Consider the following 19,380-nt stretch of genomic DNA (forward strand, 5'->3'; position numbering starts at 1 on the left):
CTGCTCGATCACCGTGTGGTCGCGTCACGCCAGACTATCGAACTCATATTCGAAAACCGGGTTCCGCCACCCAACACCGCTCGTTCGAGTGACCACCTCCAAGGATTGATGGCGGCGGCGGAGGGGAGACCTTCTCCGGGAGGCGGGCCACTCGGGGATGAGGGCCCGTGGGGAGCGACCTTGAGAGCTCGGGGCTCCAGGTCACAGCAGGGGAGGACAGGCCCCGGCGCCGGGAGGCGCCGGGGCCCTCCGCCGTCCGGGAAACCGTCCGGGAAGCCCGCAGGGAAACCGTCCGGGAACCCCTCGGGGAAGCCGTTCCGGAAGCCCTCGGGGAAGCCGTTCGGGAAGCCGTCCCGCACGCCGTCCGCGCGGGTCCGCGCCGGGCGGCGGAGGCCCCTCGTACGACGGGTACGACGGGGGCCGGGCCGGGGGCGTGCGATTCCCGGGGCCGCCCGCGGGCGCTCCCCCGGGCACCGGCGCGCGCGGCGCGGACGGCCGGGATCACGGCAGCAGCTCTCCGGTGCGCGTGCCGGACATGCCGGATACACCGGTACGACGGGCGCATGCGCCTGCTCCCTCCCCGACCGCGCGGCCCATCGGCCGACACTCTCAGGTATGCCTCAGCGACAGCCTGGCACGCGAACCGTCCGGACGCTGCACTTCCGTACGGAAAAGGTCGAGCGGCCGTCGCCCCGCGAGGCCCCCGGCGGCGCCATCCGGCCAACCACCGGCATCCGACCGCCGCCCCGGTGGCATGGCGGCACGGCCGCCGGACCGGGACGGGCGGGCACCCCTCGGCGACTGTCCGCCCAGGGGTGCCCGCCCGTCGGTGGTACGCGTGCTCGGCAGCGCGCTGCTCAGCGCTTGCCGACGAACACGTGCGAGGCGATCTCGGAGTCCAGCTCCGCCGCCTCACCGCTGCTGCCGACCAGCACGCCACCGGGCGACTCGGTCACGCTGACCACGGAACCGGGCTGCACACCCGCGCGCCGCAGCGTGTACATCAGCTGGGCGTCCGTCTGGATCGGCTCGCCGATCCGCCGCACGACCACCGTCTTGCCCTCGGCGCCCGGGTCGAGCTCGGCCAGGCTCACCATGCCCTCGTGGAGGAAGGGGTCGGCCTCGGCCTTCTCGCCCAGCTCCTCCAGGCCCGGGATCGGGTTCCCGTACGGGGACTCCGTCGGGTGGCGCAGCAGCTCCAGGACCCGCCGCTCCACGGCCTCGCTCATCACGTGCTCCCAGCGGCACGCCTCGGCGTGGACCTGCTCCCACTCCAGGCCGATCACGTCGACGAGCAGGCACTCGGCGAGCCGGTGCTTGCGCATCACACGCGTCGCGAGGCGGCGCCCCTCTTCGGTCAGCTCCAGGTGGCGGTCGCCCGCCACCTGCACCAGGCCGTCGCGTTCCATGCGCGCGACGGTCTGGCTGACCGTCGGACCGCTCTGGTCCAGCCGTTCCGCGATCCGGGCGCGCATGGGGACCACGCCTTCCTCTTCGAGTTCGAGGATGGTGCGGAGATACATCTCCGTGGTGTCGATCAGTCCGGACATTCGTGCCCCTCGGTGCTGTGACAGGAAAACGTCGTAAGCGCTGCGCGCTGGCCCTGCCCCAATTCTGACGCATACCGCCGACAACCGTGCCGTGCCGGTCCAACGCCTGTGCGACAGGGCCGCAGAGGCGGTATTGACAGGTCACTGGTCCAGACCGCAACGTGATCCGCGGCACGGACACCCATGAACACTTTCTCCCGCCGGAAAGGGCCTCCTCGATGAGCGACAGCAAGCTGGCCGGTCAGTTCTTCGACGCAGCGATCGGCCTGCTGGAGCGGGTACGCGACGAGGAGTCCGGCGCCATCGCGGCCGCCGGTGCCGCGATCGCCGACACCGTCGCCGCGGGCGGCCGGCTCTTCGCCTTCGGCGCCGGACACTCCTCGCTCGCCGCGCAGGACGTCGTCTACCGGGCGGGCGGCCTCGCCCTGATGAACCTCCTGGCCGTGCCGGGGACGGTCGGCGTCGACGTCATGCCCGCCACGCTCGGCTCCGCGCTGGAACGGGTCGACGGGCTGGCGGGCGCCGTGCTGGACTCCAGCCCCGCCAGGTCCGGCGACGTCCTCGTGATCATCTCGCTCTCCGGACGCAACGCGCTCCCGGTGGAGATGGCGCAGAACGCGCGGGCGCTCGGCCTCACGGTCATCGGCGTGACGTCGGTGGCGTACGCGGACGGCACCCGCTCCCGGCACTCCTCGGGCGGCTTCCTGCGGGACCACTGCGACATCGTGCTCGACAGCAAGATCGCCATCGGTGACGCGGAGCTGACGCTCGACGGCATCGAGGCGCCCTTCGCGCCCGCGTCGACGGTGGTCACCAGTGCGTTGATGCAGGCGATGATGGCCGCCGCGGCGGAACAGCTCGCGGCGCGCGGCGTGGAACCGCCGCTGCTGCGGTCGGGGAACGTGGACGGCGGCTACGAGTGGAACGACCGCGTCATGACGGAGTACCGGGACCGGATCTTCTACCACCAGTGACGCGCCGCCTTCCGCCGTCGGCGGGGCCGTGAACTGAACGCCGTCCGCGGGGGCCTTCCGCCGTCGGCGGGGGCCCTGAACGCCGCTGGTGGGGCCTTCCGCCGCTGGTGGGGGCCCTGCGCCGCCGGTAGGGGCCCTCGCGGATGCCCGGTCCTGGAAGGCTCCCGAAATAAATGGCTTGTGGCCTCCCCCCGCCCCTTCCTAAGCTGCTGCCAGCGAAGAAAGGAGGTGTTCCGGAAGTGATTTCTTCTCGGACTCGTGAGGTGGCTGCGGGCTGACGCCCGTCGTCCGCGCTCTTTGCAGTGCAGGCCGGTCATCGGCCAATCCCAAGCAGTCACCGACCCGCAGGCTCGCCGGTAAGTCCGGCCGGCTCCTCCGCAAGGAGGGACCAGAGCCTGCGGGTCTCCGCATGTCCGGCGGGGAGCGGGCCGTCCCCGGAAGGACGCGCTACGGGCACAGCCGCTCGACGCGCCACTGCTCGCCCTCGCGCACATACCTCAGCCGGTCGTGCAGCCGGTTCTCATGGCCCTGCCAGAACTCGATCGTGTCGGGGACGACACGGAAACCGCCCCAGTGCGGGGGCGCGGGGACGTGTTCGCCCTCGGGGTAGCGGGCCGCCAGTTCCTCGTAGCGGGCGAGGAGCTCGTCGCGGGAGCCGATCACCGTGGACTGGGGGCTGGCCCAGGCGCCGAGCTGGGAGCCGTGCGGGCGGGTGCGGAAGTAGGCGACCGTCTCCTCGCGGCCGGTCCGCTCCGCCCGGCCCGTGACGATGACCTGGCGCGCTATCGGGTGCCAGGGGAAGAGCAGCGACACGTAGGGGTTGGCGGTCAGTTCGCGGCCCTTGCGGGACTCGTAGTTGGTGAAGAAGACGAAGCCGCGCGCGTCGTACTTCTTCAGCAGCACGGTGCGCGAGGAGGGCCGGCCCCCGGGGGTGGCGGTGGAGACCACCATGGCGTTGGGCTCGTGGAGCATCCCGCCGACGGCGACCTGCCGGAACCAGTGCGCGAACTGCTGCATCGGATCGGCGGCCAGCGTGTCCTCGGTGAAGCCCTCGGAGCGGTACTGCTCGCGCATCGCGGCCGGATCGGTGATGGAATCGGAGGGGGAGTCTGAGGTGGGCACGGGGTCATCCTGCCGCAGCGGCCGACCGGACCCGGCAGGGAGGTGCGGACAGCGGTTCGGACGGCGTCGGTCCGAGGTGCTGTGCCGGATGTCACGCTTCCCCGCGTCCGGGGAACCCGCCACTATCGGGAGCAGGCCACCATGGCCTCCGCAGAGCCGTCGACCGAGGGAGCCGCCATGTCCGACTTCGTACCGGGACTAGAGGGAGTCGTCGCGTTCGAGACGGAGATCGCCGAACCGGACAAGGAAGGCGGTTCGCTCCGGTACCGGGGCGTCGACATCGAGGATCTCGTCGGCCATGTGTCGTTCGGGAACGTCTGGGGCCTGCTGGTCGACGGGGCGTTCAACCCCGGTCTGCCGCCGGCCGAGCCCTTCCCCATCCCGGTGCACTCCGGGGACATCCGGGTCGATGTGCAGTCCGCGCTGGCGATGCTCGCCCCCGTGTGGGGGCTGAAGCCGCTGCTCGACATCGACGAGGAGACGGCGCGCAACGATCTGGCGCGGGCCGCCGTGATGGCACTGTCGTACGTCGCCCAGTCGGCGCGCGGGCAGGGGCTGCCGATGGTCCCGCAGAGCGAGATCGACAAGGCCGGTTCCGTGGTCGAACGGTTCATGATCCGCTGGCGCGGCGAGCCGGACCCCAAGCATGTGAAGGCCGTCGACGCGTACTGGACGTCGGCCGCCGAGCACGGCATGAACGCCTCGACGTTCACCGCCCGCGTCATCGCGTCGACCGGCGCCGACGTGGCGGCGGCGCTGTCGGGCGCGGTGGGTGCGATGTCGGGGCCGCTGCACGGCGGTGCGCCGTCCCGGGTGCTCGGCATGATCGAGGAGATCGAGCGGACCGGCGATGCCACCGCGTACGTGAAGCAGGCCCTGGACCGGGGCGAGCGGCTGATGGGCTTCGGGCACCGGGTCTACCGGGCGGAGGACCCCCGGGCGCGGGTCCTGCGACGCACGGCGAAGGAGCTGGGCGCACCGCGCTTCGAGGTGGCGCAGGCGCTGGAGAAGGCCGCGCTGGAGGAGCTGCACGCACGGCGCCCGGACCGGGTGCTGGCGACGAACGTGGAGTTCTGGGCAGCGATCATGCTGGACTTCGCGGAGGTCCCGGCGCACATGTTCACATCGATGTTCACCTGCGCGCGCACGGCGGGCTGGTCGGCGCACATCCTGGAGCAGAAGCGGACGGGGCGGCTGGTGCGTCCTTCGGCGCGGTACGTCGGTCCGAAGACGCGCGACCCGCGCGAGATCGAGGGCTACGAGCAGCTGGCGGACCTGGGGAACTGAGGCCCGGAACACGGCACGGACGGGAGACGCCGCGGCGTCTCCCGTCCGTGCCGTGTTCCGGCGGGGCAGACCGCAGGAACCGCGCCCTCCGAGCCGTGCCGCAGCCGTCACGCGGCGCCCCGTACCGCGCCCGCCGCACGCCCTGTTCCTGTGCCGTGCCTGTGCCGTGCCTGTGGCGAGCCTGTGTCATTCCCGCCTCAGTCTGGGATGGCTTCGCGGCGCGCCTCGTTGACGCATCGCCGTCGTCGTGCCGCGCCGGCACGTCCGGTCACATGGCCGGGCGCTTCGGCCAGTTGAACGTTCCGGCTGCCGTATGGGCGCCCCTCACTGCCAGTTAGGTTGAAATGACACACAGAGGACGTATCGTCTCCGCAGTTGCCCTCACCACCCTGACGCTCGGGCTCACGGCCTGCAACGACAGCGATGACACGTCATCGGCGCAGGACTCGCCGTCGGCCTCCGCCCCGGCGCCGTCCGACCCGGGCAGCAAGAGCCCGTCCGCGGACCCCGGCGACGACGCCGCCGCTCCGGCCGGTGGTGATGTCACCGCACCGGGCACGAAGCTCAAGATCGGTGACCGGGCGGTCCTGCCGTTCAAGTACGGGACCGACAAGAAGGGCACCGTCGCCGTGACCGTCACGGCGATCGAGAAGGGCGCCGAGGCCGACATGGCCGCGTTCGGCAGCAAGGCGAAGGGCATGACGCCCTACTACATCCGGATGAAGGTGGAGAACGTCGGCGGCACCGACCTGTCGTACGCGTCGCTGAGGCTGCGCGGCAAGCTGGAGGGCGGCGGCCCCACGGGCGTCATTCTGGTCGGCGACCTCCCGGGCAAGTGCGACAGCGAGACGGCACCCCGGGACTTCACCACCAAGGGCGTGTCGTACGAGACCTGCTCGCTCAGCGCCACGAAGACCGGTCCCGTCGCGGTCGCCTCGTTCGAGGAGGGTGCCTCGTACAGCGGCAACCCGGTCGTCTGGACCAGCTGATCGGCCCGTTCCCGTGCCCGTGGGCCGGGCACCCCGCCCCTGACGGCACGCCCGGCCCACGGCCCACGCCCCACGTCCCACGGCTTCCCGGCGAGGAGCAGGGTGCGGTAGCCGTCACGGCCGGTCCGGACTCCGTTGGTTGTGTGTTCGAGTCCCACACGGTGACCGGATCCGTGCTGCCCGGCTGTGGGCGAACCTGACGCCCCCCGAGTTCATCTCGGGGGGGGGACCGTTCCTAGGTGCCTGCGCAGTGCGGTCAGCGCCCGCAGACGGAGCAGGGGTATGCCGTCCGGGATACGTTGCCGTGGTCGTCGTACATGGTCCTCCTGTATGGGGTGCCGACCAGGTGGATCGGTCACAAGGGATGTGCTGTGCCAACCTGCGGCGCGGGAGTCCTCGCCGGAGTTGCCGGGCGGGGCCGCAGGGCCGGGGGTCTTCACGGCGGGGCCGGCCACCCATCCACGGGTAGCCGGTAGCCGACCGACCGGACGTGCTCGATGAGCCTGTCCAGGCCCGTCCACTCGTCCAAGTCGTCCTCGATGTGCGCGCCGTCCTGTGCCTGGAGGAAGGCGTCGGGCAGGCCGGGCCCGATCTCTCCGGTGTCGGCGAACCGACGGATCGGACCGGGGGTCACGGGCAACTCCTGGTGGAGCAGTGCGATTCCGTACGCCTGCCAGTCGGTGGGTCTCTCCGGCATCGCCCCTCCGTGGATGGCCTCGGCCAGCCGATGGGGTACGGCCGGCCGAGGCAGGTGGGCCCGCCCTCGGCCGGCCGGCGATTGCAGCTGCGGCGGGATCAGTGCCGGCAGTCAGGCGGGGATGTCCCACCGGGTGCCGTCAGGGATGTGCCAGACGTGCGCGCTGCCGTCTGCCTCGCGGGCGTAGCCGAACCTGTCGTGCGAGGGGCGGCCCACGCCGGTCCACCAGCGCCACATGTCCTCGGCCTGGGTCCAGAGCCCGGGGTCGCCGCCGTAGGTAACCGCACCCACGCCGTCACCGGCGAGCGGCACGCGGGCCCATGACCCGGCGGCGTCCTGGATCTGCAGAGCCATCGCGCCCGCTTCATCGACGTGGTATACCAGCTCTGCGCCGGGCAAGGACAGAGCAAGGAGCAGCCGGAACGGGTAGTGGCTGCGCACATCCGCGGCAGTGACGGACGACGGCCACGTGCCCGTCTCGGCGGCAGGTTTGGGCCGCTGCGGCGCCGGGTACGTGCGGGCGTCGCTGCGAGCCGCCATGAATCGGCCGGCGGTCTCGGTGAAGTGACCGAGGGCGCGGCCCTGCTCGTCGGCCTCCAGGCGGACGAGCCCGCCCTCGATGCCGAGGGCGATGTCGGCGACCAGGATCGTGCCGGGCCTGCTCTGCTCGATCCACGCGGCAGGAACGGCCGGGACGGAACAGGTCGCGATGATCCGGTCGAACTTCTCACCGTTGGGGTGGCCCCGGGTGCCATCGCCGGGGAGGAGTTGCGGCATGAACCCCGCGGATGACAGATGGTCCTGCGCCGCATGGACGAGACCGGGGTCGATGTCGACGGAGTGCACCAGGTGTTCGCCGAGGCGCGCGCTCAACAGGGCGGCGTTGTAGCCGGTGCCGGTGCCGATCTCCAGCACGCGATGCCCGTCCTCGACACTCAGGTCTTCGAGCATTCCGGCCATGAGGCTCGGCAGGGTGCTGGACGACGTGGGGATGCCGGTCCACGCGGTGTCGTCGACCTGCTCGACGGTGGTCGGGTCCAAGGCGGTCACGAGCGTCTGATCGCGGTAGACGGCGGCGAGGTCGTCGACCGTGGTCGCACCGTGGTGCTCGCGCCACACGGCGATGCCCTTGTCGTTCGTCTCCTGAGCGAACCAGCGGGGCACGAACAGGTGTCGAGGTACGGCCCGGAAGGCTTCGGCCCACGGGGGCGTCCGGACGGCGCGGGAGCGGGTCAGCTCGTCGGCGAGGGCCGACATGTGGGGGCGGGCGTGGTCGATGGTCGGAGCGCTCATGCGGGGACTCCTCGTAGTTCATCGGCGATGGCCGACGCGATGGGCAGACCGGTGGCGTGCTCGATCCAGTCCCACTGACCGCACGGGTTCGCCTCCAGGAAGACCCACTCCCCGTCCGGAGTGACGATGAAGTCGGCGGCGGCGAATCGCAGATCGAGCGCGGACATGTAGCGGCGCACGCCCTCGGCGACGTCGGCGGGCGTCGTGGTCGGGCGGTAGGTGAGTGAGGCGTAGTCGCTGCGCCAGTCGGTGTGAGCGGCGGCGCTGCCGGCGTGGACCTCGGCGGCGAACAGACGGTCGCCCACAATGGTGAGCCGTACCTCGTGCGCCTTGTCCACCCATGCTTGAAAGAGGTGGGCGGTGGTGTCGATACCGCGCAGGTCGTCGAGGTCCGTCTCGGTGATGCGGTGGGTGTACACGGCCTTGAGCTGGTCGCCCTCGACGAACACCGGGGTGGCGACCGGCTTACAGATGGCGGAGCCGCCGACATCGCCGACGAACGCCCTTACCGCATCAGGAGTGTTGGTGATGAGCGTCGGCGGAATGGTCAGGCCGACTTGGCGTGCGCTGGAGAGTTGGAGCGGCTTGTACTCGGCGCGGGACATGGCGGCCGGGTGGGAGACCCAGCGGCAGTCGAGCGCGGTGATGATACCGCCGAGGCCGGCGCGGGCCTGAGCGGCGGCGAACCGGCGCTCGGGCTCCGACATGGCAGGGGACAGGGCGAACGGGTTCGGGGCGCGGTAGTAGACGGCCTCGATATCGGCGAGGTCAACGGCGCGGTGGGCGGTGGTGAGTCCGCCGGCCCACCCTTGCCGGGCGTCGATGCGCCCGGCAAGGGTGAGTTCCTGCGGGAACTCGGACGTGTCCAGTCGGAACACCTCCGCACCACCGTCCGCGAGCGCCTTGACGACTCGGTCGGTCGGCCAGTCGTCACGTGCTGCGATCACAAGAACGGTGGACATGGGGTCAGTCCTTCGGGCCCTCGTCGAGCGGCGGCGGGTTGGTCATGCTCCCGTCGGGGACGGTGGGCGTGTGGGTCTGCATATAGGGCAGCGGACCCTCGTGGAGACCGACGGACATCTGCAGTTCGTTGTCGTAGACGGCCGACGGCATCACGATGGCCTTTGTCGCGTCCGGGGTCCGGGCGAACCGGAGGACCCACGGGCGAGTGTTCACGCTGCTCGGCAACTCGCTGCCGCGTAAGACGCGCGGCAGCTCGGATGCGAGCGGGAAGGCGTCCCGCGGATCCGCAATGGTGGTGATCACGTGTCGTTCCTCCTGTGGCGGGTTGGTTCTGCAATGTGGTGAGGTGTGCCGTTGCCGCACCGGTCGCACGTGCACGGCGGGTACCTGGATGTCCGGGGCGGATCCTTGAGCGTGACCACCTGCGTCGTCGGGCGAACGACCCGCGTTCGGCCGTGCCGGTCGGCCTTGTACACCGTGATCGTCATCGACATGTCGAGCGCCGGGGCGAGCACCCGCATGAGGCGATCGGCCGGACACGTGCCTGGCCCTCCCGTACCACGGCCCCGGCCGGAGCAAGGCGTCGTTTCGCGGCGGCGCAGTGCCAGCAGGCGGCACCGTGAAGCCGGGCGATGCTCTCCCGCCCAGCCACGAGCACAGGTGGTGCGGCCATGTCCCCTCCTCTACCTGCGGTTCGGACAGGTAGAGCGTGGGGCCTGAGGAGGGACGCAACTGCTACAAGCTGTAGCAGTTTTCAGACGGCGCCGATCCAGTGTGCGAAGTGCGACAGGCTCTCGGCATCCGAGCGGTGGAACCGGCGCAGGCTGCTGGCGACTTCTCGCGCCCACGGGTGCTCGCGTGTGTGCTGCGGGGCCGCCGCGCGAGCGGCCTTGAGGCTCTCGAAGGCATCCGACCGGAGTCCGGACCAGTCCTGCGCGCGGGCCAGCTCGATGTAGAAGCCGGAGCGGCGCTCGGCCGGAAGGGCGGCGGGTGGCTTCCACTCGGTGGCCACGCGCAGCGCACGGTCGACATGGTCCGGCCCGAGGCTGACGGCGACCGACACCTCGTGAATACGGACCGAGTCCGGTCCGAAGGTGGTGCCCAGGTGGACGCCCTCACGCGCAACCTGGTCGCCAAGCTGCCGGGCGTGCGCCAGGTGGGTGTCGGCGCCGGCCACGTCTCCACCCCGCCCGGCGATCACGGCCGCCCTCATGTGAAGGGCGCCGCGGGCAGCGGTGGCCGAGCGGGACGACGGCGCCGGGGCCACGTCAATGGCCTGCTCCAGCGCGGCGAGGCCGACAGCATAGGCCCGTGCGGCAAAGAAGACCTCTGTCCGGACGTACGCGGTGGCGGCTTGCACCAGGGGGTCAGAGGTTCGGTCGGCGCCCCACCGCATCAGGTCGATCAGCCGGGCAGAAAGATCATGCGACCGGTATTTGAAGGCGATCGCGTCAGCCGCGCGGGCGGCCGCGACCAGCATCCGAGCCGCCTCCCGCTGATCGGTGGACCGTGCCGAGTGGACATACCTGATGGTGTCGTGCAGCAGGGCGGGGATCTCCGCAGCGATCCGGCCGTACTGCGCCCGGAGCCGCCGACTGACCACCTGGGCGACCGCGGCGGACAGTTCGGTCGGCCCCCGGCTCGGAGGGCCCTGCGGGATGTCGTGACCCGCGATCACCGCGGACAGTGCGGGCAGCGCTCGGTGCACGCGCCGTTCGGTGCCGACGTACCCCGTGCGCAACTGTGTGGCATCGACCTCAAGCGCGGCAGCGAGCGCTTCGAGTACCTCGTCGCTCGGTCGCCTGGCTCCGCGCTCGACAGCGCGAACAGTGGCGTAGGAGACGTGCGAGGCGGCGGCAAGGCCAGTCTGGGTGAGGCGGCGCGCGCGTCGGCGGGCGGCGATCCGCTTACCGACCTCGCGCGGGGAGTCGACGGACACGATCCGACCGTACCCGGATCGTCGCTGTTCGGACGTGGGATCGGTCTACTTGTTGACGATCGTGGTCAGGTCCATGAGTGAGTCGATCACCCAGTCCGCAGCCTCTTGTACCTGCGGGTCATCCGCCCAGAGGTGCCCCCACGGCCCGCGGCGGAGATGCGCCGTACGGAGTCCGGCCGCACGCGCGGGGAAGACGTCGTTCATGGGGTGGTCACCGACGTAGAGGGTTTCCGTAGCCAGGGCCCCGGAGGCGTAGAGGACTCGGGCGAAGAAGTCGGGCGAGGGCTTGGCGCAGCCCCACTCTCCGGAGGTGGCGATGAAGTCGGCCGGCAGGTCCAGGCTGCGGAGCAGGGCTCCGGCCTTCACAGTCTGGTTGCCCGCGATGATGACCCGCACGCCAAGGCGCTGCAGCGCGGCGAGAGCCGGTCGGACGTCCGGGTACAGGTCGGTCTCGTCGAGGTGCTCGCCGCAGCCGGCAGCCTCCCGCGCGGCGTACTCGGCCGTGATGTCGATGCCGGGCCGCAAGAGCGCGAGGGCTTCAGCATTGTCGAGGCCCTGGGCGGTGACGGCGCCGACGAGCGCGGAGAGGGTGTGCCTGGGGACACCTACCCAGTCGGCCCAGGAAGCCCAGTACCGGTCGTCGCGGACGAGGGTCTCACCGATGTCGAACACGATCGTCTTCACTCGGGCGAGCCTAAGGTTCGGCGTGGGCCGGGTGCAGTCCGGCATCCTGCTGAGGACGACGGCTCACCCCGACCGGTCGCATGTGCATGCAGTGGCGTTGCGGCGACCATCTGTACCGCTGTCGCAGCGACGCGGTCCCCTGCGCATCCATTGAAAGGGGGCAGTCGTGGAAAGGTGGAAAGGGGGCAGTCGTGGCTGCACGCCGCAGAAAACCGCGCCGCAAGGGTGGGTCCCTGAGCACGGGGATCGCTGTTGCGTCGCTGATCGTCAACCTGGCCAAGTTCGCGGCTGAGCAAGGCTGGATCCAGCGCAACGGTCCCGACTCAGGGCCACCTCTACCGCCCCGGGGACTACGGCCCTCACCCCAGCGCGTCCTCCAGCAGCGCCGCCCACTGCGCCACGACCCTGCGGCGCCGAGCGGTGTCGTCGGTGAGGACGTTGGCCAGGCCCAGGCCGCGAGCCATGTCGAGGAGGCCCTGAACGGTCTCGCGGACGCCGGGCCTCGTCTCGTCGGCGGCGAGGAGTTCGACGGCGATCCGGTGGGTCTCGCGGCCGACGCGGGCTTCGAGTTCGGTGACCCGGGGGCGCAGCTGCGCCTCGTTCGATGCGGCCACCCAGAGCTGGAGGGCGGCGCGGAAGAGCGGGCCGGTGTAGAGGTCGACGAGGGCGGCGACGACGTCCGCACGCCCCTGGACGGGCAGGGCGCGCAGGGCGGCGGAGCGTTCCTCGGCGACGTATTCGACGGCTGCGGTGAACAGGTCCTCGCGGGTGGGGAAGTGGTGCTGGGCGGCGCCGCGCGAGACGCCCGCGCGTTTGGCGACGACGGAGACGGTGGAGCCCGCCCAGCCGTGTTCGGCGAGGCAGGCGACGGCGGCTTCGAGGAGTCGGCGGCGAGTGGCGCGGCTGCGGTCCTGCTTGGGGGTCCGGTCGGTGGGGGGCGTCACAACACCCATGCGGGGTCCCGTCGTTCGAGGAAGGCCGTCATTCCCTCCCGGGCCTCGGCGGAGGCGAAGAGGGCCGCCGAGCGGGCGATGAGGTCTTCGGCGTGCTGGTCGAAGGTGCTCAGCACAGTAGCCGTGACCAGCTCCTTCGACGCCGCCAGCCCCTGGGGGGACGCCTTGCGGAGCCCGGCCAGGACGGGGGCAAGGCCCTTGTCCACCTCGTCGGCGGCGAGGGTGACCAGACCGATGCGGGCGGCCTCGGCCGCGTCGAAGCGTTCCCCGGTGAGGTAGTAGCGGGCGGCGGCCCGGGGGTCGATGCGGGGCAGCAGGGGCATAGAGATGACGGCCGGGGCGAGGCCCAGGCGGGATTCGGTGAGGGCGAAGGAGGCCCCGGGCCCGGCTGCGGAGATGTCGCAGGCGGCGAGCAGACCGAGACCGCCCGCCCGTACGTGGCCGGTGACGCGGGCGACAACGGGTTTGGGCAGGGCGACGATCTGCCGCATCAGCGCGACGAGGGCGTGCGGCTCGGGCGGCGCGGTGAGATCGGCGCCCGCGCAGAAGGTGTTGCCGGTGTGGGTGAGGACGACGGCCCGTACGGTGTCGTCGGCCGCGCATGCGTCCAGGGCGGCGGAGAGCGCGGCGACCAGGGGCGCGGAGAGGGCGTTGCGGTTGGCGGGCGAGTCGAGGGTGAGGGTGGTGATGCCCCGGTCGTGGGTGGGTGGGGCGAGCAGCGTCATGCGGTTCGTCTCCTTGCGCCGGGCCGGGCCGTCCCGTCGAGCGTGGCAGCGCGACCAAGAACAATCAAGCGCGCTTGCATGATAATTGGCTTCACACAACACAGCGGGCCGCCCTCCGAAGCGTGGGCGCGGACGCCGCACCTACCGGAGGCAGCCCGACGCAACGCGTCCACCAGGCCGCCCAGGACAACGTACGAAAACGGCGGAGCCGGACCGTTCGGAGCCGGACCGTTCGGAGTCGGACCGTTCGGAGTCGGCTGGGCACGTGGGGCCGGCCGGCATCCGCGCCCTGCGCGGGTGTACGGCGGTCTTCCGGTGTCCCGCGAGCCCCACCCGCTGCCCGTCCGACCGGCTCGCCGAACTTTCGAAGCGGGCCGGGCTCGCCCTCACCGCACGTCTGGGCGGAGGAGCCGCCGCAGGAGCCGGACGGACCTTGACCACCCTGCCCGTCCGCAAGCCCCCACGCCCCCGTCGATCCGACACCAATGAGCCGGCGGGGGCCGTGACACCCCGCGAAGTGACCACCGCCGACTGCCTCGGGGCTGGAGTCGCGGGCGCCACGTCAAAAGCTGGACGGGCCACGCCGCCGCGAGCAGGGTGCACCACTGGCCCTGCAAGGGCTGTAGCCGATGGTCTTGCGACCATCAACCGGCGAGGCGCCCGGCGGCACGTTCGCGAGCTCGCGTCGGCGCCGCACGACGACCCGAAGGATTTGCCGAGTCGGTCTACGGCCAATGGCAGCGCTCACTCCACTACCCAACGCCGGAACCGGAGCTCCACCTTCCATTGAGTGACACCTCTCACACTGAGAGTGATCTCCTCGTGAAGGAATCTTGCCCCACTCATGATCAATTCTTGAACCAGGCGGCACACAAGCCGCACAGGTCACTCGGACAGGGGAGGAATCAACTATGCGCAGAATCAAGACGATTGCCGGCATAGCGCTGATCACCGGTGTCGGAGTCCCGACCAGCGCCGCGACGGCACTTGACGCCAAGGGTGGCGGTATGACCGCGACCACTCCGTGGAACGGCGACGGCGGCGTCATCTCCGTCTACGACGGCAGCGACGACGGCGACGACGGTGACTCGGGCAAGGCCGAGTACTACCGTCAGGCCAGCGTCGGCACCCTGCGCACGCTGTGGAACCACGGCGGCTACAAGACCCGCGTGATCTCGGGCGGTGGCTCGAAGATCATCAAGTTCAGGGCGTGCGACGACAACGACTGGGCCAGCGACGACTGTTCCGGGTGGAAGGCTCCGTAACCGGAGATGCCGCTTGAGTACTCGCCGGGTAGGCCGTCCCACGGCTTACCCGGCTGCTTTCATCTCTACTCGCCTACTTCAAGACAGGGACGTGCTGTGACCCACACCCCTCCGCCGGGCGGTGGTCTTCAAATCAAGGGCCTGACCTATCAGGTCGGAGACCGAGTGCTCCTCGACAACGTCGACCTCACCGTTCACGCGGGGAAGTCGGTGGCCGTTACCGGGCCCAGCGGATCGGGCAAGTCAACACTGTTGATGTGCGTGCTCGGTCTGATCAAACCGGCCTCCGGCACGATCACGGCAGGAGGGCATCGCCTTACGGGACTCCTGCCCGGCGCCCTGACCAAGGCCCGCCGCAAACACCTTGGCATGGTCTTCCAATTCGGCGAGCTGCTGCCCGAGCTGACACCAGTGGAAAACGTGGCTCTGCCCATGCTCCTCGACGGCGTCGACCATCATCGTGCCCATGAGTCAGCCACGCGGCTCCTGGAAGAACTCGAAGTACCCCACGGCAGTACCCCGACCGGCATGCTCTCCGGAGGAGAACGCCAGCGCACGGCCGTGGCCCGGGCACTCATCGCGCAGCCGTCCGTGCTGCTGGCGGATGAGCCCACCGGTGCCCTGGACCCCAAAGCACGCGAGAACGTGGCCGACCAGCTGTTCCGGATCTGCCGCGAGCGGAACTGCGCGCTGCTGGTAGTCACCCACGATCCCGCAGTCGCCGATCGCGCGAACGACGAGTTTCAGCTTCAGGAGAGCACGCTCGTCCCTGTCCAGCGGGGGATGCGCGCGTGACTGACCAGCACTCACCACGCCTCCGCCGCCCTGGAAAACTCTGGGTCCAGCTTCTGCGGATCGGGCGCGCCGCAGGAAGCACCACGCCCGGCACGCGACTGCGTATGTGGGCCCTGATGATGGCCTCTGCCGCTCTTGCGCTGACCGCCCTGGCCATGGTGACCACCAGCGCGACCTTCGACGGCCGCACGCAGCGCGACACGGCACGAGGCCCCCTTCTGGCCGGCAGCGCGCATCGGGCCACGGCCTTGTGGAAAGAGGCCATCGACTCGTTCGGCACGTCACCGCACAGCATCATCTACGTCGAGCCTCTCGCGACCGACACGCCTCCACCGCCGGGCCTCTCCCGCTGGCCCCGGCCGGGCGAGGTCTTCTTGTCCCCGGAACTTGCCCGAGCAGCGAAGGTCGACGACAGCCTCGACAGATACGGCCGATACGCCGGGACGATCGACAAGCAGGGGCTCAGGTCACCGTCTGAACGTATTGCCTATGCCCGCCCCGTTCATCCGCCGGCCGATCCCACGGCAGCGTCTTGGCAGTACATCACGGGCTTCGGCCAGCTCTTCCCGATGAACCAAGACATCTACCCCTTCACCAAGGCGGAGACTGTCGGAGTCATCTCGGTCCTCATGTTGGTACCGGCCTTGGCTCTCCTGGTCGTGGCCACCCGAGTCGGATCAGCTACCCGAGACCGTCGAAGCCATCTCGTCAACGCCCTGGGAGCCTCCTGGACACACCGGGCAGTGATCAACACAGGGGAAGCCTTCGCCCCGGCCGCCACAGGGACACTCCTGGCCCTCATCCCTGCCGCCGTCCTGCTGGCCACCGACGTACGGTTGCCCTTTACGGGCTACATCGTCAACGCTGCCGACCTGCGCCATGCGTGGCCGCAGCTGACCGCCTCGCTCGCTGTCTCCCTGGTCCTGACACTCCTGTTGGTCGTGATCCTCCACCGGGTGCAACGAACGAAGACGGCGACACGGCCCAGCGCATCCTCCCCGCACCTGCCCAAATGGCGCTTGGCCTTGTGCATCACCGGTGTCTTGGCAATCGCTTTCAGCCAGTACGCCCCCAAGGGTCCAGATGTCATGGTCTTCCTGGCCGGAACCGTTCTGATGTGGGCCATGCTGCCGTCAGCTGTCGCCATGCTCAGCGTCGCCAACGGGAAACGTCTGGCCGCGAACGGCTATCGCAAGGGGAACCCGGGGCGCCTCATCGCAGGCCGCTGGACCGTGACTCATCCAGGAGTGCTTGTCCGACTCTCCGTGGTCTTCGTCATCGGCATCGGCCTCATCAGCCATCTCCAGGTCTGGAACAGCCGGTTGGGAGACAGCGCCGCAGCCGCTCAGCGGCTGGCCCAACGCGTGGGAGACACCCTCTTCACTGTCTCCAGCAGCAACCTCACCCCACGCACCACCGAACAGCTCGCACGCACCCTGCCGGACAGGACGCACCTCCTGGCCACCACCGCCCATCCAGAAGGCAAGCACCCCCACATCGACGTGACCGGCGCCTGCCGCGACCTCGAAGCGATGCGCCTGCCCTGCCCGACAAGCGCCCAGCCCATCACCACACAAGACCCGCGGCTACAGGAACTGGCCGCCCCCTACAAGGGCAACCTCACGGTCCAAGCCGTCAACGGCGCGCTGCCAAGCGGTCGGGCCACCCAGTCACTGGTCGTAACCGCCGATGAGCCCGGGCACCGGGCAGAGATCGAGAAGGCCGCCTATGCCGTGCTCCCCGGGATCAACGTGGAAACACCCGGCGAAACCTGGGTGATCGGCGCCCAACAGAAGAACCGGCTCAACTACTGGCTCTACCTCTTCGGCGGCACAGGTCTGGCCCTGCTGCTGGTGACAGGACTGATCAGCGCGGCCGCCGAGTTCGTACGCATCAGGCGAGGTCTTGCCCCGCTGAGCGTGCTCACCGGCGATACCCGAATCTTCCGCGCCATCGCCCTGTGGTACTTGACTGTGCCGTTGCTCATCGCAACCTGCATCGCCACATTCATCACCAACTGGCACTCGCTGTTCTTCGTCATCTCCTTGCGAGAAGGAAAGTTCTCCTGGCCGGTTCTGGCCACAGCAGCCACCGGTTTCTCACTCGCTGCCGTGACAATCGGCCTCCTCGCGGCGCACTCGGCGCGCCGCGCCGCACCATCCTGGCGACCCGAAGCGGACTGAGAATCCAGCGGAGGATCTTGCATGAGGCGGCGCGGGGGACGACGGCAATGAGACCGGCGCGGCAGCAGGCAGCAGGCAGCAGGCAGCAGAACAATCAAGCGCGCTTATCCGATGTCGGGTCCGGTACGCGTCGGCGGTCCGCCCCGGAGGTAGGGGGCGGACCGCCGCTCTGCCGCATCTGCCTACCGCAGGTCGCCCCGGCGGAGTGCGTCCACCAGGCCGCCCAGGGCGGCATACGAGAACAGCAGCGCCGGACCGCTCGGGTTCTTGCTGTCCCGCACGGCGACGCGCTGCCCGACGTGGTTCACGATGCCGCACTCGACGCACTGCGCGCCGGTATCGGATCGCGACGACTTCCACCAGGAAACAGGCAGGGTGGACGCGTCATCAACGTGGGTCATTGGGTTTTCCTTATCTCTGCGATCAGTTCCGCGGACGCCTCGACCGACTCGGCGGCAGAGGTGAGCCTCCGCGTGGCCTCCCGGTACATGGACACCTGGTCGCGCTGCTCGACGTACACGGCGGACGTCAGGTTCTCAGTGTGGACGACGTCGAGGTCCGCATGATCACCGAACGACAGGATGCTGAACGAGCCGAGTTGACCGACGTGGAACGGAGCATCGGACCGCAAGACCTGGATGTTCACGTTGGGGCGCTTTCCCATGGACAGCAACCGGCCGAGCTGCTCGTCCATGACGCCTTCGCCCACACCCTTCGTCCGCAGAGCACCTTCCGCGATGACCGCCCACAACGTCAGCGGGTTCTCGCGGGTGAGTACGGCCTGCCTCGCGAGCCGCACTTCGACCAAGGCGTCGACCTTGGCCTCCACCGCTTCCGACATCGCGGTCGCGCCGATGATCGCCCGCGCGTACTCGGACGTGTGGAGCAGACCCGGCACCGCGCCGAGCTGCCAGGTCGACACTCCGGTCGCCTCCGCCTCAAGGCTGATCAGATCTTCGTAGACCGGGGTGAGCACGCCACGGTACGAATGCCACCAGCCGCGCTGCGCGCCCTCTTTGGTCAGCGTCAACAGCGCGGCGCGCAACTCGTCGTCGACCTCGCGCCCGAGGTCGGCATAGAGGTCGAGGAGCTTGGCGATGTCTGCCTGCTTGGCTGCGCTCTTGGCCGTCTCCAGCCTGGACAGCTTCGAGAGCGTGAAGGCTCCGCCCGACTCCTCTGCGACGTCTTCGAGATTCAGATCACCGCGCAGCGCACGCAGTTTCGCACCAAGCCGACGTCGGCGCACGGTTGGCGCACTCACTGACTCCCCTCCCTGTCAGGCCCTGCCCGACAGTCTGCCGCGCGACCTGTTCCCTGTCACATGCCGCCTTGACCAGGCCTCCCACCCTCGCTCGCATATTTGAGAATTCTCATTTCACTCTTACGTGGCTTGCATGCCAGTCACCTGGGAGAGCAAGCTTGGGCGCGAAGCTCGATCTTGCCCACGCTGGCACATCGGATTTCCGCGTCAGCTTGGCCCCACCCAGAAGGGGATATGCATGACATTGCTCCCGCAGAGACGTGAAATGCCCTCTGCTCGGCCGCCGGTGGCCCCACCGCCCCGGCTCATGCTCGAAGGCGTCGACGAGTCCGTGAAGGCGGCCCGCGACCACGCACGTGAGTTCGTTCGCTACCACCTGCCGGACATCGGCCCGTGCCACACGGACGATGTGGTGCTCGTGGTCTCGGAATTAGTGACCAATGGAATTCGCTACGGGACGGAACCCGGCGACTTCGTGCTCCTCGCGCTCGACGCCGACGAGCGCCGCACGCGTGTGGAGGTGCACGACGCCGCACGGCGTCGTCCGAGGCGCAGGCCGGAGAGTGCGGAACGCGAACGCGGGCGTGGGCTGTTCATCGTGGACGCCCTGGCCACCTGGGGAATCGCTGAGCGCCCGATGGGGAAATACGTGTGGGCGGAGGTGAGGACCGAGTGATCCCGCCCCGGCGCGCGTGCGGAT

General features: G+C 69.9%; 19 protein-coding genes. 7 read left to right on the forward strand and 12 right to left on the reverse strand.

Annotation, left to right across the window (positions count from 1 at the left end):
* Positions 1-857: 857 nt before the first annotated feature.
* Positions 858-1,550, reverse strand: coding sequence for a metal-dependent transcriptional regulator (locus ACFVFH_RS24215; RefSeq protein WP_383772216.1), 693 nt, complete (start codon positions 1,548-1,550; stop codon positions 858-860).
* Positions 1,551-1,768: 218 nt separating this feature from the next.
* Here ACFVFH_RS24215 and ACFVFH_RS24220 point away from each other — a divergent pair, with 218 nt between their 5' ends.
* Entirely contained in the window at positions 1,769-2,524 is a 756-nt protein-coding gene (locus tag ACFVFH_RS24220) for an SIS domain-containing protein (RefSeq protein WP_383772218.1), read from the forward strand.
* A 447-nt stretch (positions 2,525-2,971) separates the two neighbouring features.
* Here the strand turns inward: ACFVFH_RS24220 and pdxH are convergent, their stop codons facing one another.
* Positions 2,972-3,598: a pyridoxamine 5'-phosphate oxidase gene (gene pdxH / locus ACFVFH_RS24225; protein ID WP_383772702.1), complete on the reverse strand. Its 627-nt coding sequence runs from the start codon at positions 3,596-3,598 to the stop codon at positions 2,972-2,974.
* 225 nt (positions 3,599-3,823) lie between these two features.
* Between pdxH and ACFVFH_RS24230 the strand changes: the two genes are divergently transcribed.
* On the forward strand, positions 3,824-4,933 hold the full coding sequence (locus tag ACFVFH_RS24230) for a citrate synthase 2 (RefSeq protein ID WP_383772220.1): 1,110 nt from the start codon (positions 3,824-3,826) through the stop codon (positions 4,931-4,933).
* 344 nt (positions 4,934-5,277) lie between these two features.
* Positions 5,278-5,922, forward strand: coding sequence for a hypothetical protein (locus ACFVFH_RS24235; protein WP_383772222.1), 645 nt, complete (start codon positions 5,278-5,280; stop codon positions 5,920-5,922).
* 436 nt (positions 5,923-6,358) lie between these two features.
* On the opposite strand, the gene ACFVFH_RS24240 is transcribed toward ACFVFH_RS24235, so the two are convergent.
* The 8 genes from ACFVFH_RS24240 to ACFVFH_RS24275 all read right to left on the reverse strand — a co-directional run bounded on the left by ACFVFH_RS24240 (position 6,359) and on the right by ACFVFH_RS24275 (position 13,176).
* A complete protein-coding gene (locus tag ACFVFH_RS24240) occupies positions 6,359-6,619 on the reverse strand; it encodes a hypothetical protein (protein WP_383772224.1) in 261 nt (86 codons plus the stop codon).
* Positions 6,620-6,730: 111 nt separating this feature from the next.
* On the reverse strand, positions 6,731-7,912 hold the full coding sequence (locus ACFVFH_RS24245; protein WP_383772226.1) for a methyltransferase domain-containing protein: 1,182 nt from the start codon (positions 7,910-7,912) through the stop codon (positions 6,731-6,733).
* On the reverse strand, positions 7,909-8,874 hold the full coding sequence (gene tgmB, locus ACFVFH_RS24250) for an ATP-grasp ribosomal peptide maturase (protein WP_383772228.1): 966 nt from the start codon (positions 8,872-8,874) through the stop codon (positions 7,909-7,911). The genes ACFVFH_RS24245 and tgmB overlap by 4 nt, the downstream gene beginning before the upstream one ends.
* Positions 8,875-8,878: 4 nt before the next feature.
* Complete coding sequence (gene tgmA / locus ACFVFH_RS24255; protein ID WP_383772230.1) at positions 8,879-9,178, reverse strand: putative ATP-grasp-modified RiPP; 300 nt, start codon at positions 9,176-9,178, stop codon at positions 8,879-8,881.
* A 451-nt stretch (positions 9,179-9,629) separates the two neighbouring features.
* Entirely contained in the window at positions 9,630-10,814 is a 1,185-nt protein-coding gene (locus ACFVFH_RS24260) for a helix-turn-helix domain-containing protein (protein WP_383772232.1), read from the reverse strand.
* Between the two features lie 45 nt (positions 10,815-10,859).
* A complete protein-coding gene (locus ACFVFH_RS24265) occupies positions 10,860-11,498 on the reverse strand; it encodes an HAD family hydrolase (protein ID WP_383772234.1) in 639 nt (212 codons plus the stop codon).
* A gap of 359 nt (positions 11,499-11,857) precedes the next feature.
* Entirely contained in the window at positions 11,858-12,451 is a 594-nt protein-coding gene (locus ACFVFH_RS24270) for a TetR/AcrR family transcriptional regulator (protein WP_383772236.1), read from the reverse strand.
* Positions 12,439-13,176, reverse strand: coding sequence for an enoyl-CoA hydratase family protein (locus tag ACFVFH_RS24275; protein WP_383772238.1), 738 nt, complete (start codon positions 13,174-13,176; stop codon positions 12,439-12,441). The genes ACFVFH_RS24270 and ACFVFH_RS24275 overlap by 13 nt, the downstream gene beginning before the upstream one ends.
* A 911-nt stretch (positions 13,177-14,087) precedes the next feature.
* Between ACFVFH_RS24275 and ACFVFH_RS24280 the strand changes: the two genes are divergently transcribed.
* The 3 genes from ACFVFH_RS24280 (at position 14,088) to ACFVFH_RS24290 (ending at position 17,419) form a co-directional block, all read left to right on the forward strand.
* Complete coding sequence (locus tag ACFVFH_RS24280) at positions 14,088-14,441, forward strand: hypothetical protein (RefSeq protein WP_383772240.1); 354 nt, start codon at positions 14,088-14,090, stop codon at positions 14,439-14,441.
* A 96-nt stretch (positions 14,442-14,537) separates the two neighbouring features.
* Complete coding sequence (locus ACFVFH_RS24285; protein WP_383772242.1) at positions 14,538-15,236, forward strand: ABC transporter ATP-binding protein; 699 nt, start codon at positions 14,538-14,540, stop codon at positions 15,234-15,236.
* Positions 15,233-17,419, forward strand: a complete 2,187-nt coding sequence (locus tag ACFVFH_RS24290) for a permease (protein WP_383772244.1) — start codon at positions 15,233-15,235, stop codon at positions 17,417-17,419. Before ACFVFH_RS24285 ends, ACFVFH_RS24290 begins: the two co-directional genes overlap by 4 nt.
* Positions 17,420-17,601: 182 nt before the next feature.
* Here ACFVFH_RS24290 and ACFVFH_RS24295 read toward each other — a convergent pair whose 3' ends face one another.
* On the reverse strand, positions 17,602-17,820 hold the full coding sequence (locus ACFVFH_RS24295; RefSeq protein ID WP_383772246.1) for a DUF397 domain-containing protein: 219 nt from the start codon (positions 17,818-17,820) through the stop codon (positions 17,602-17,604).
* Positions 17,817-18,680: a helix-turn-helix domain-containing protein gene (locus tag ACFVFH_RS24300; RefSeq protein WP_383772248.1), complete on the reverse strand. Its 864-nt coding sequence runs from the start codon at positions 18,678-18,680 to the stop codon at positions 17,817-17,819. The genes ACFVFH_RS24295 and ACFVFH_RS24300 overlap by 4 nt, the downstream gene beginning before the upstream one ends.
* A 265-nt stretch (positions 18,681-18,945) precedes the next feature.
* On the opposite strand from ACFVFH_RS24300, the gene ACFVFH_RS24305 reads away from it, so the two are divergent.
* Positions 18,946-19,356 carry an ATP-binding protein gene (locus ACFVFH_RS24305; protein WP_383772250.1) on the forward strand — a complete coding sequence of 137 codons (411 nt, stop codon included), beginning with the start codon at positions 18,946-18,948 and terminating at the stop codon, positions 19,354-19,356.
* The last annotated feature ends 24 nt before the right edge of the window (positions 19,357-19,380 follow it).

The sequence above is a fragment of the Streptomyces sp. NPDC057697 genome (assembly GCF_042799335.1).
In the GTDB taxonomy this organism is placed as follows: Bacteria; Actinomycetota; Actinomycetes; order Streptomycetales; family Streptomycetaceae; genus Streptomyces.

What these genes read in the sequence shown, in the direction of transcription:
- ACFVFH_RS24240 (WP_383772224.1), bottom strand. Translation starts at nt 6,619, where the DNA reads ATGCCGGAGAGACCCACCGACTGGCAGGCGTACGGAATCGCACTGCTC.
- ACFVFH_RS24235 (WP_383772222.1), top strand. Translation starts at nt 5,278, where the DNA reads ATGACACACAGAGGACGTATCGTCTCCGCAGTTGCCCTCACCACCCTG.
- pdxH (WP_383772702.1), bottom strand. Translation starts at nt 3,598, where the DNA reads ATGCGCGAGCAGTACCGCTCCGAGGGCTTCACCGAGGACACGCTGGCC.
- tgmB (WP_383772228.1), bottom strand. Translation starts at nt 8,874, where the DNA reads ATGTCCACCGTTCTTGTGATCGCAGCACGTGACGACTGGCCGACCGAC.
- ACFVFH_RS24295 (WP_383772246.1), bottom strand. Translation starts at nt 17,820, where the DNA reads ATGACCCACGTTGATGACGCGTCCACCCTGCCTGTTTCCTGGTGGAAG.
- ACFVFH_RS24305 (WP_383772250.1), top strand. Translation starts at nt 18,946, where the DNA reads ATGCCCTCTGCTCGGCCGCCGGTGGCCCCACCGCCCCGGCTCATGCTC.
- ACFVFH_RS24245 (WP_383772226.1), bottom strand. Translation starts at nt 7,912, where the DNA reads ATGAGCGCTCCGACCATCGACCACGCCCGCCCCCACATGTCGGCCCTC.
- ACFVFH_RS24220 (WP_383772218.1), top strand. Translation starts at nt 1,769, where the DNA reads ATGAGCGACAGCAAGCTGGCCGGTCAGTTCTTCGACGCAGCGATCGGC.
- ACFVFH_RS24275 (WP_383772238.1), bottom strand. Translation starts at nt 13,176, where the DNA reads ATGACGCTGCTCGCCCCACCCACCCACGACCGGGGCATCACCACCCTC.
- ACFVFH_RS24270 (WP_383772236.1), bottom strand. Translation starts at nt 12,451, where the DNA reads ATGGGTGTTGTGACGCCCCCCACCGACCGGACCCCCAAGCAGGACCGC.
- ACFVFH_RS24280 (WP_383772240.1), top strand. Translation starts at nt 14,088, where the DNA reads ATGCGCAGAATCAAGACGATTGCCGGCATAGCGCTGATCACCGGTGTC.
- ACFVFH_RS24215 (WP_383772216.1), bottom strand. Translation starts at nt 1,550, where the DNA reads ATGTCCGGACTGATCGACACCACGGAGATGTATCTCCGCACCATCCTC.
- ACFVFH_RS24230 (WP_383772220.1), top strand. Translation starts at nt 3,824, where the DNA reads ATGTCCGACTTCGTACCGGGACTAGAGGGAGTCGTCGCGTTCGAGACG.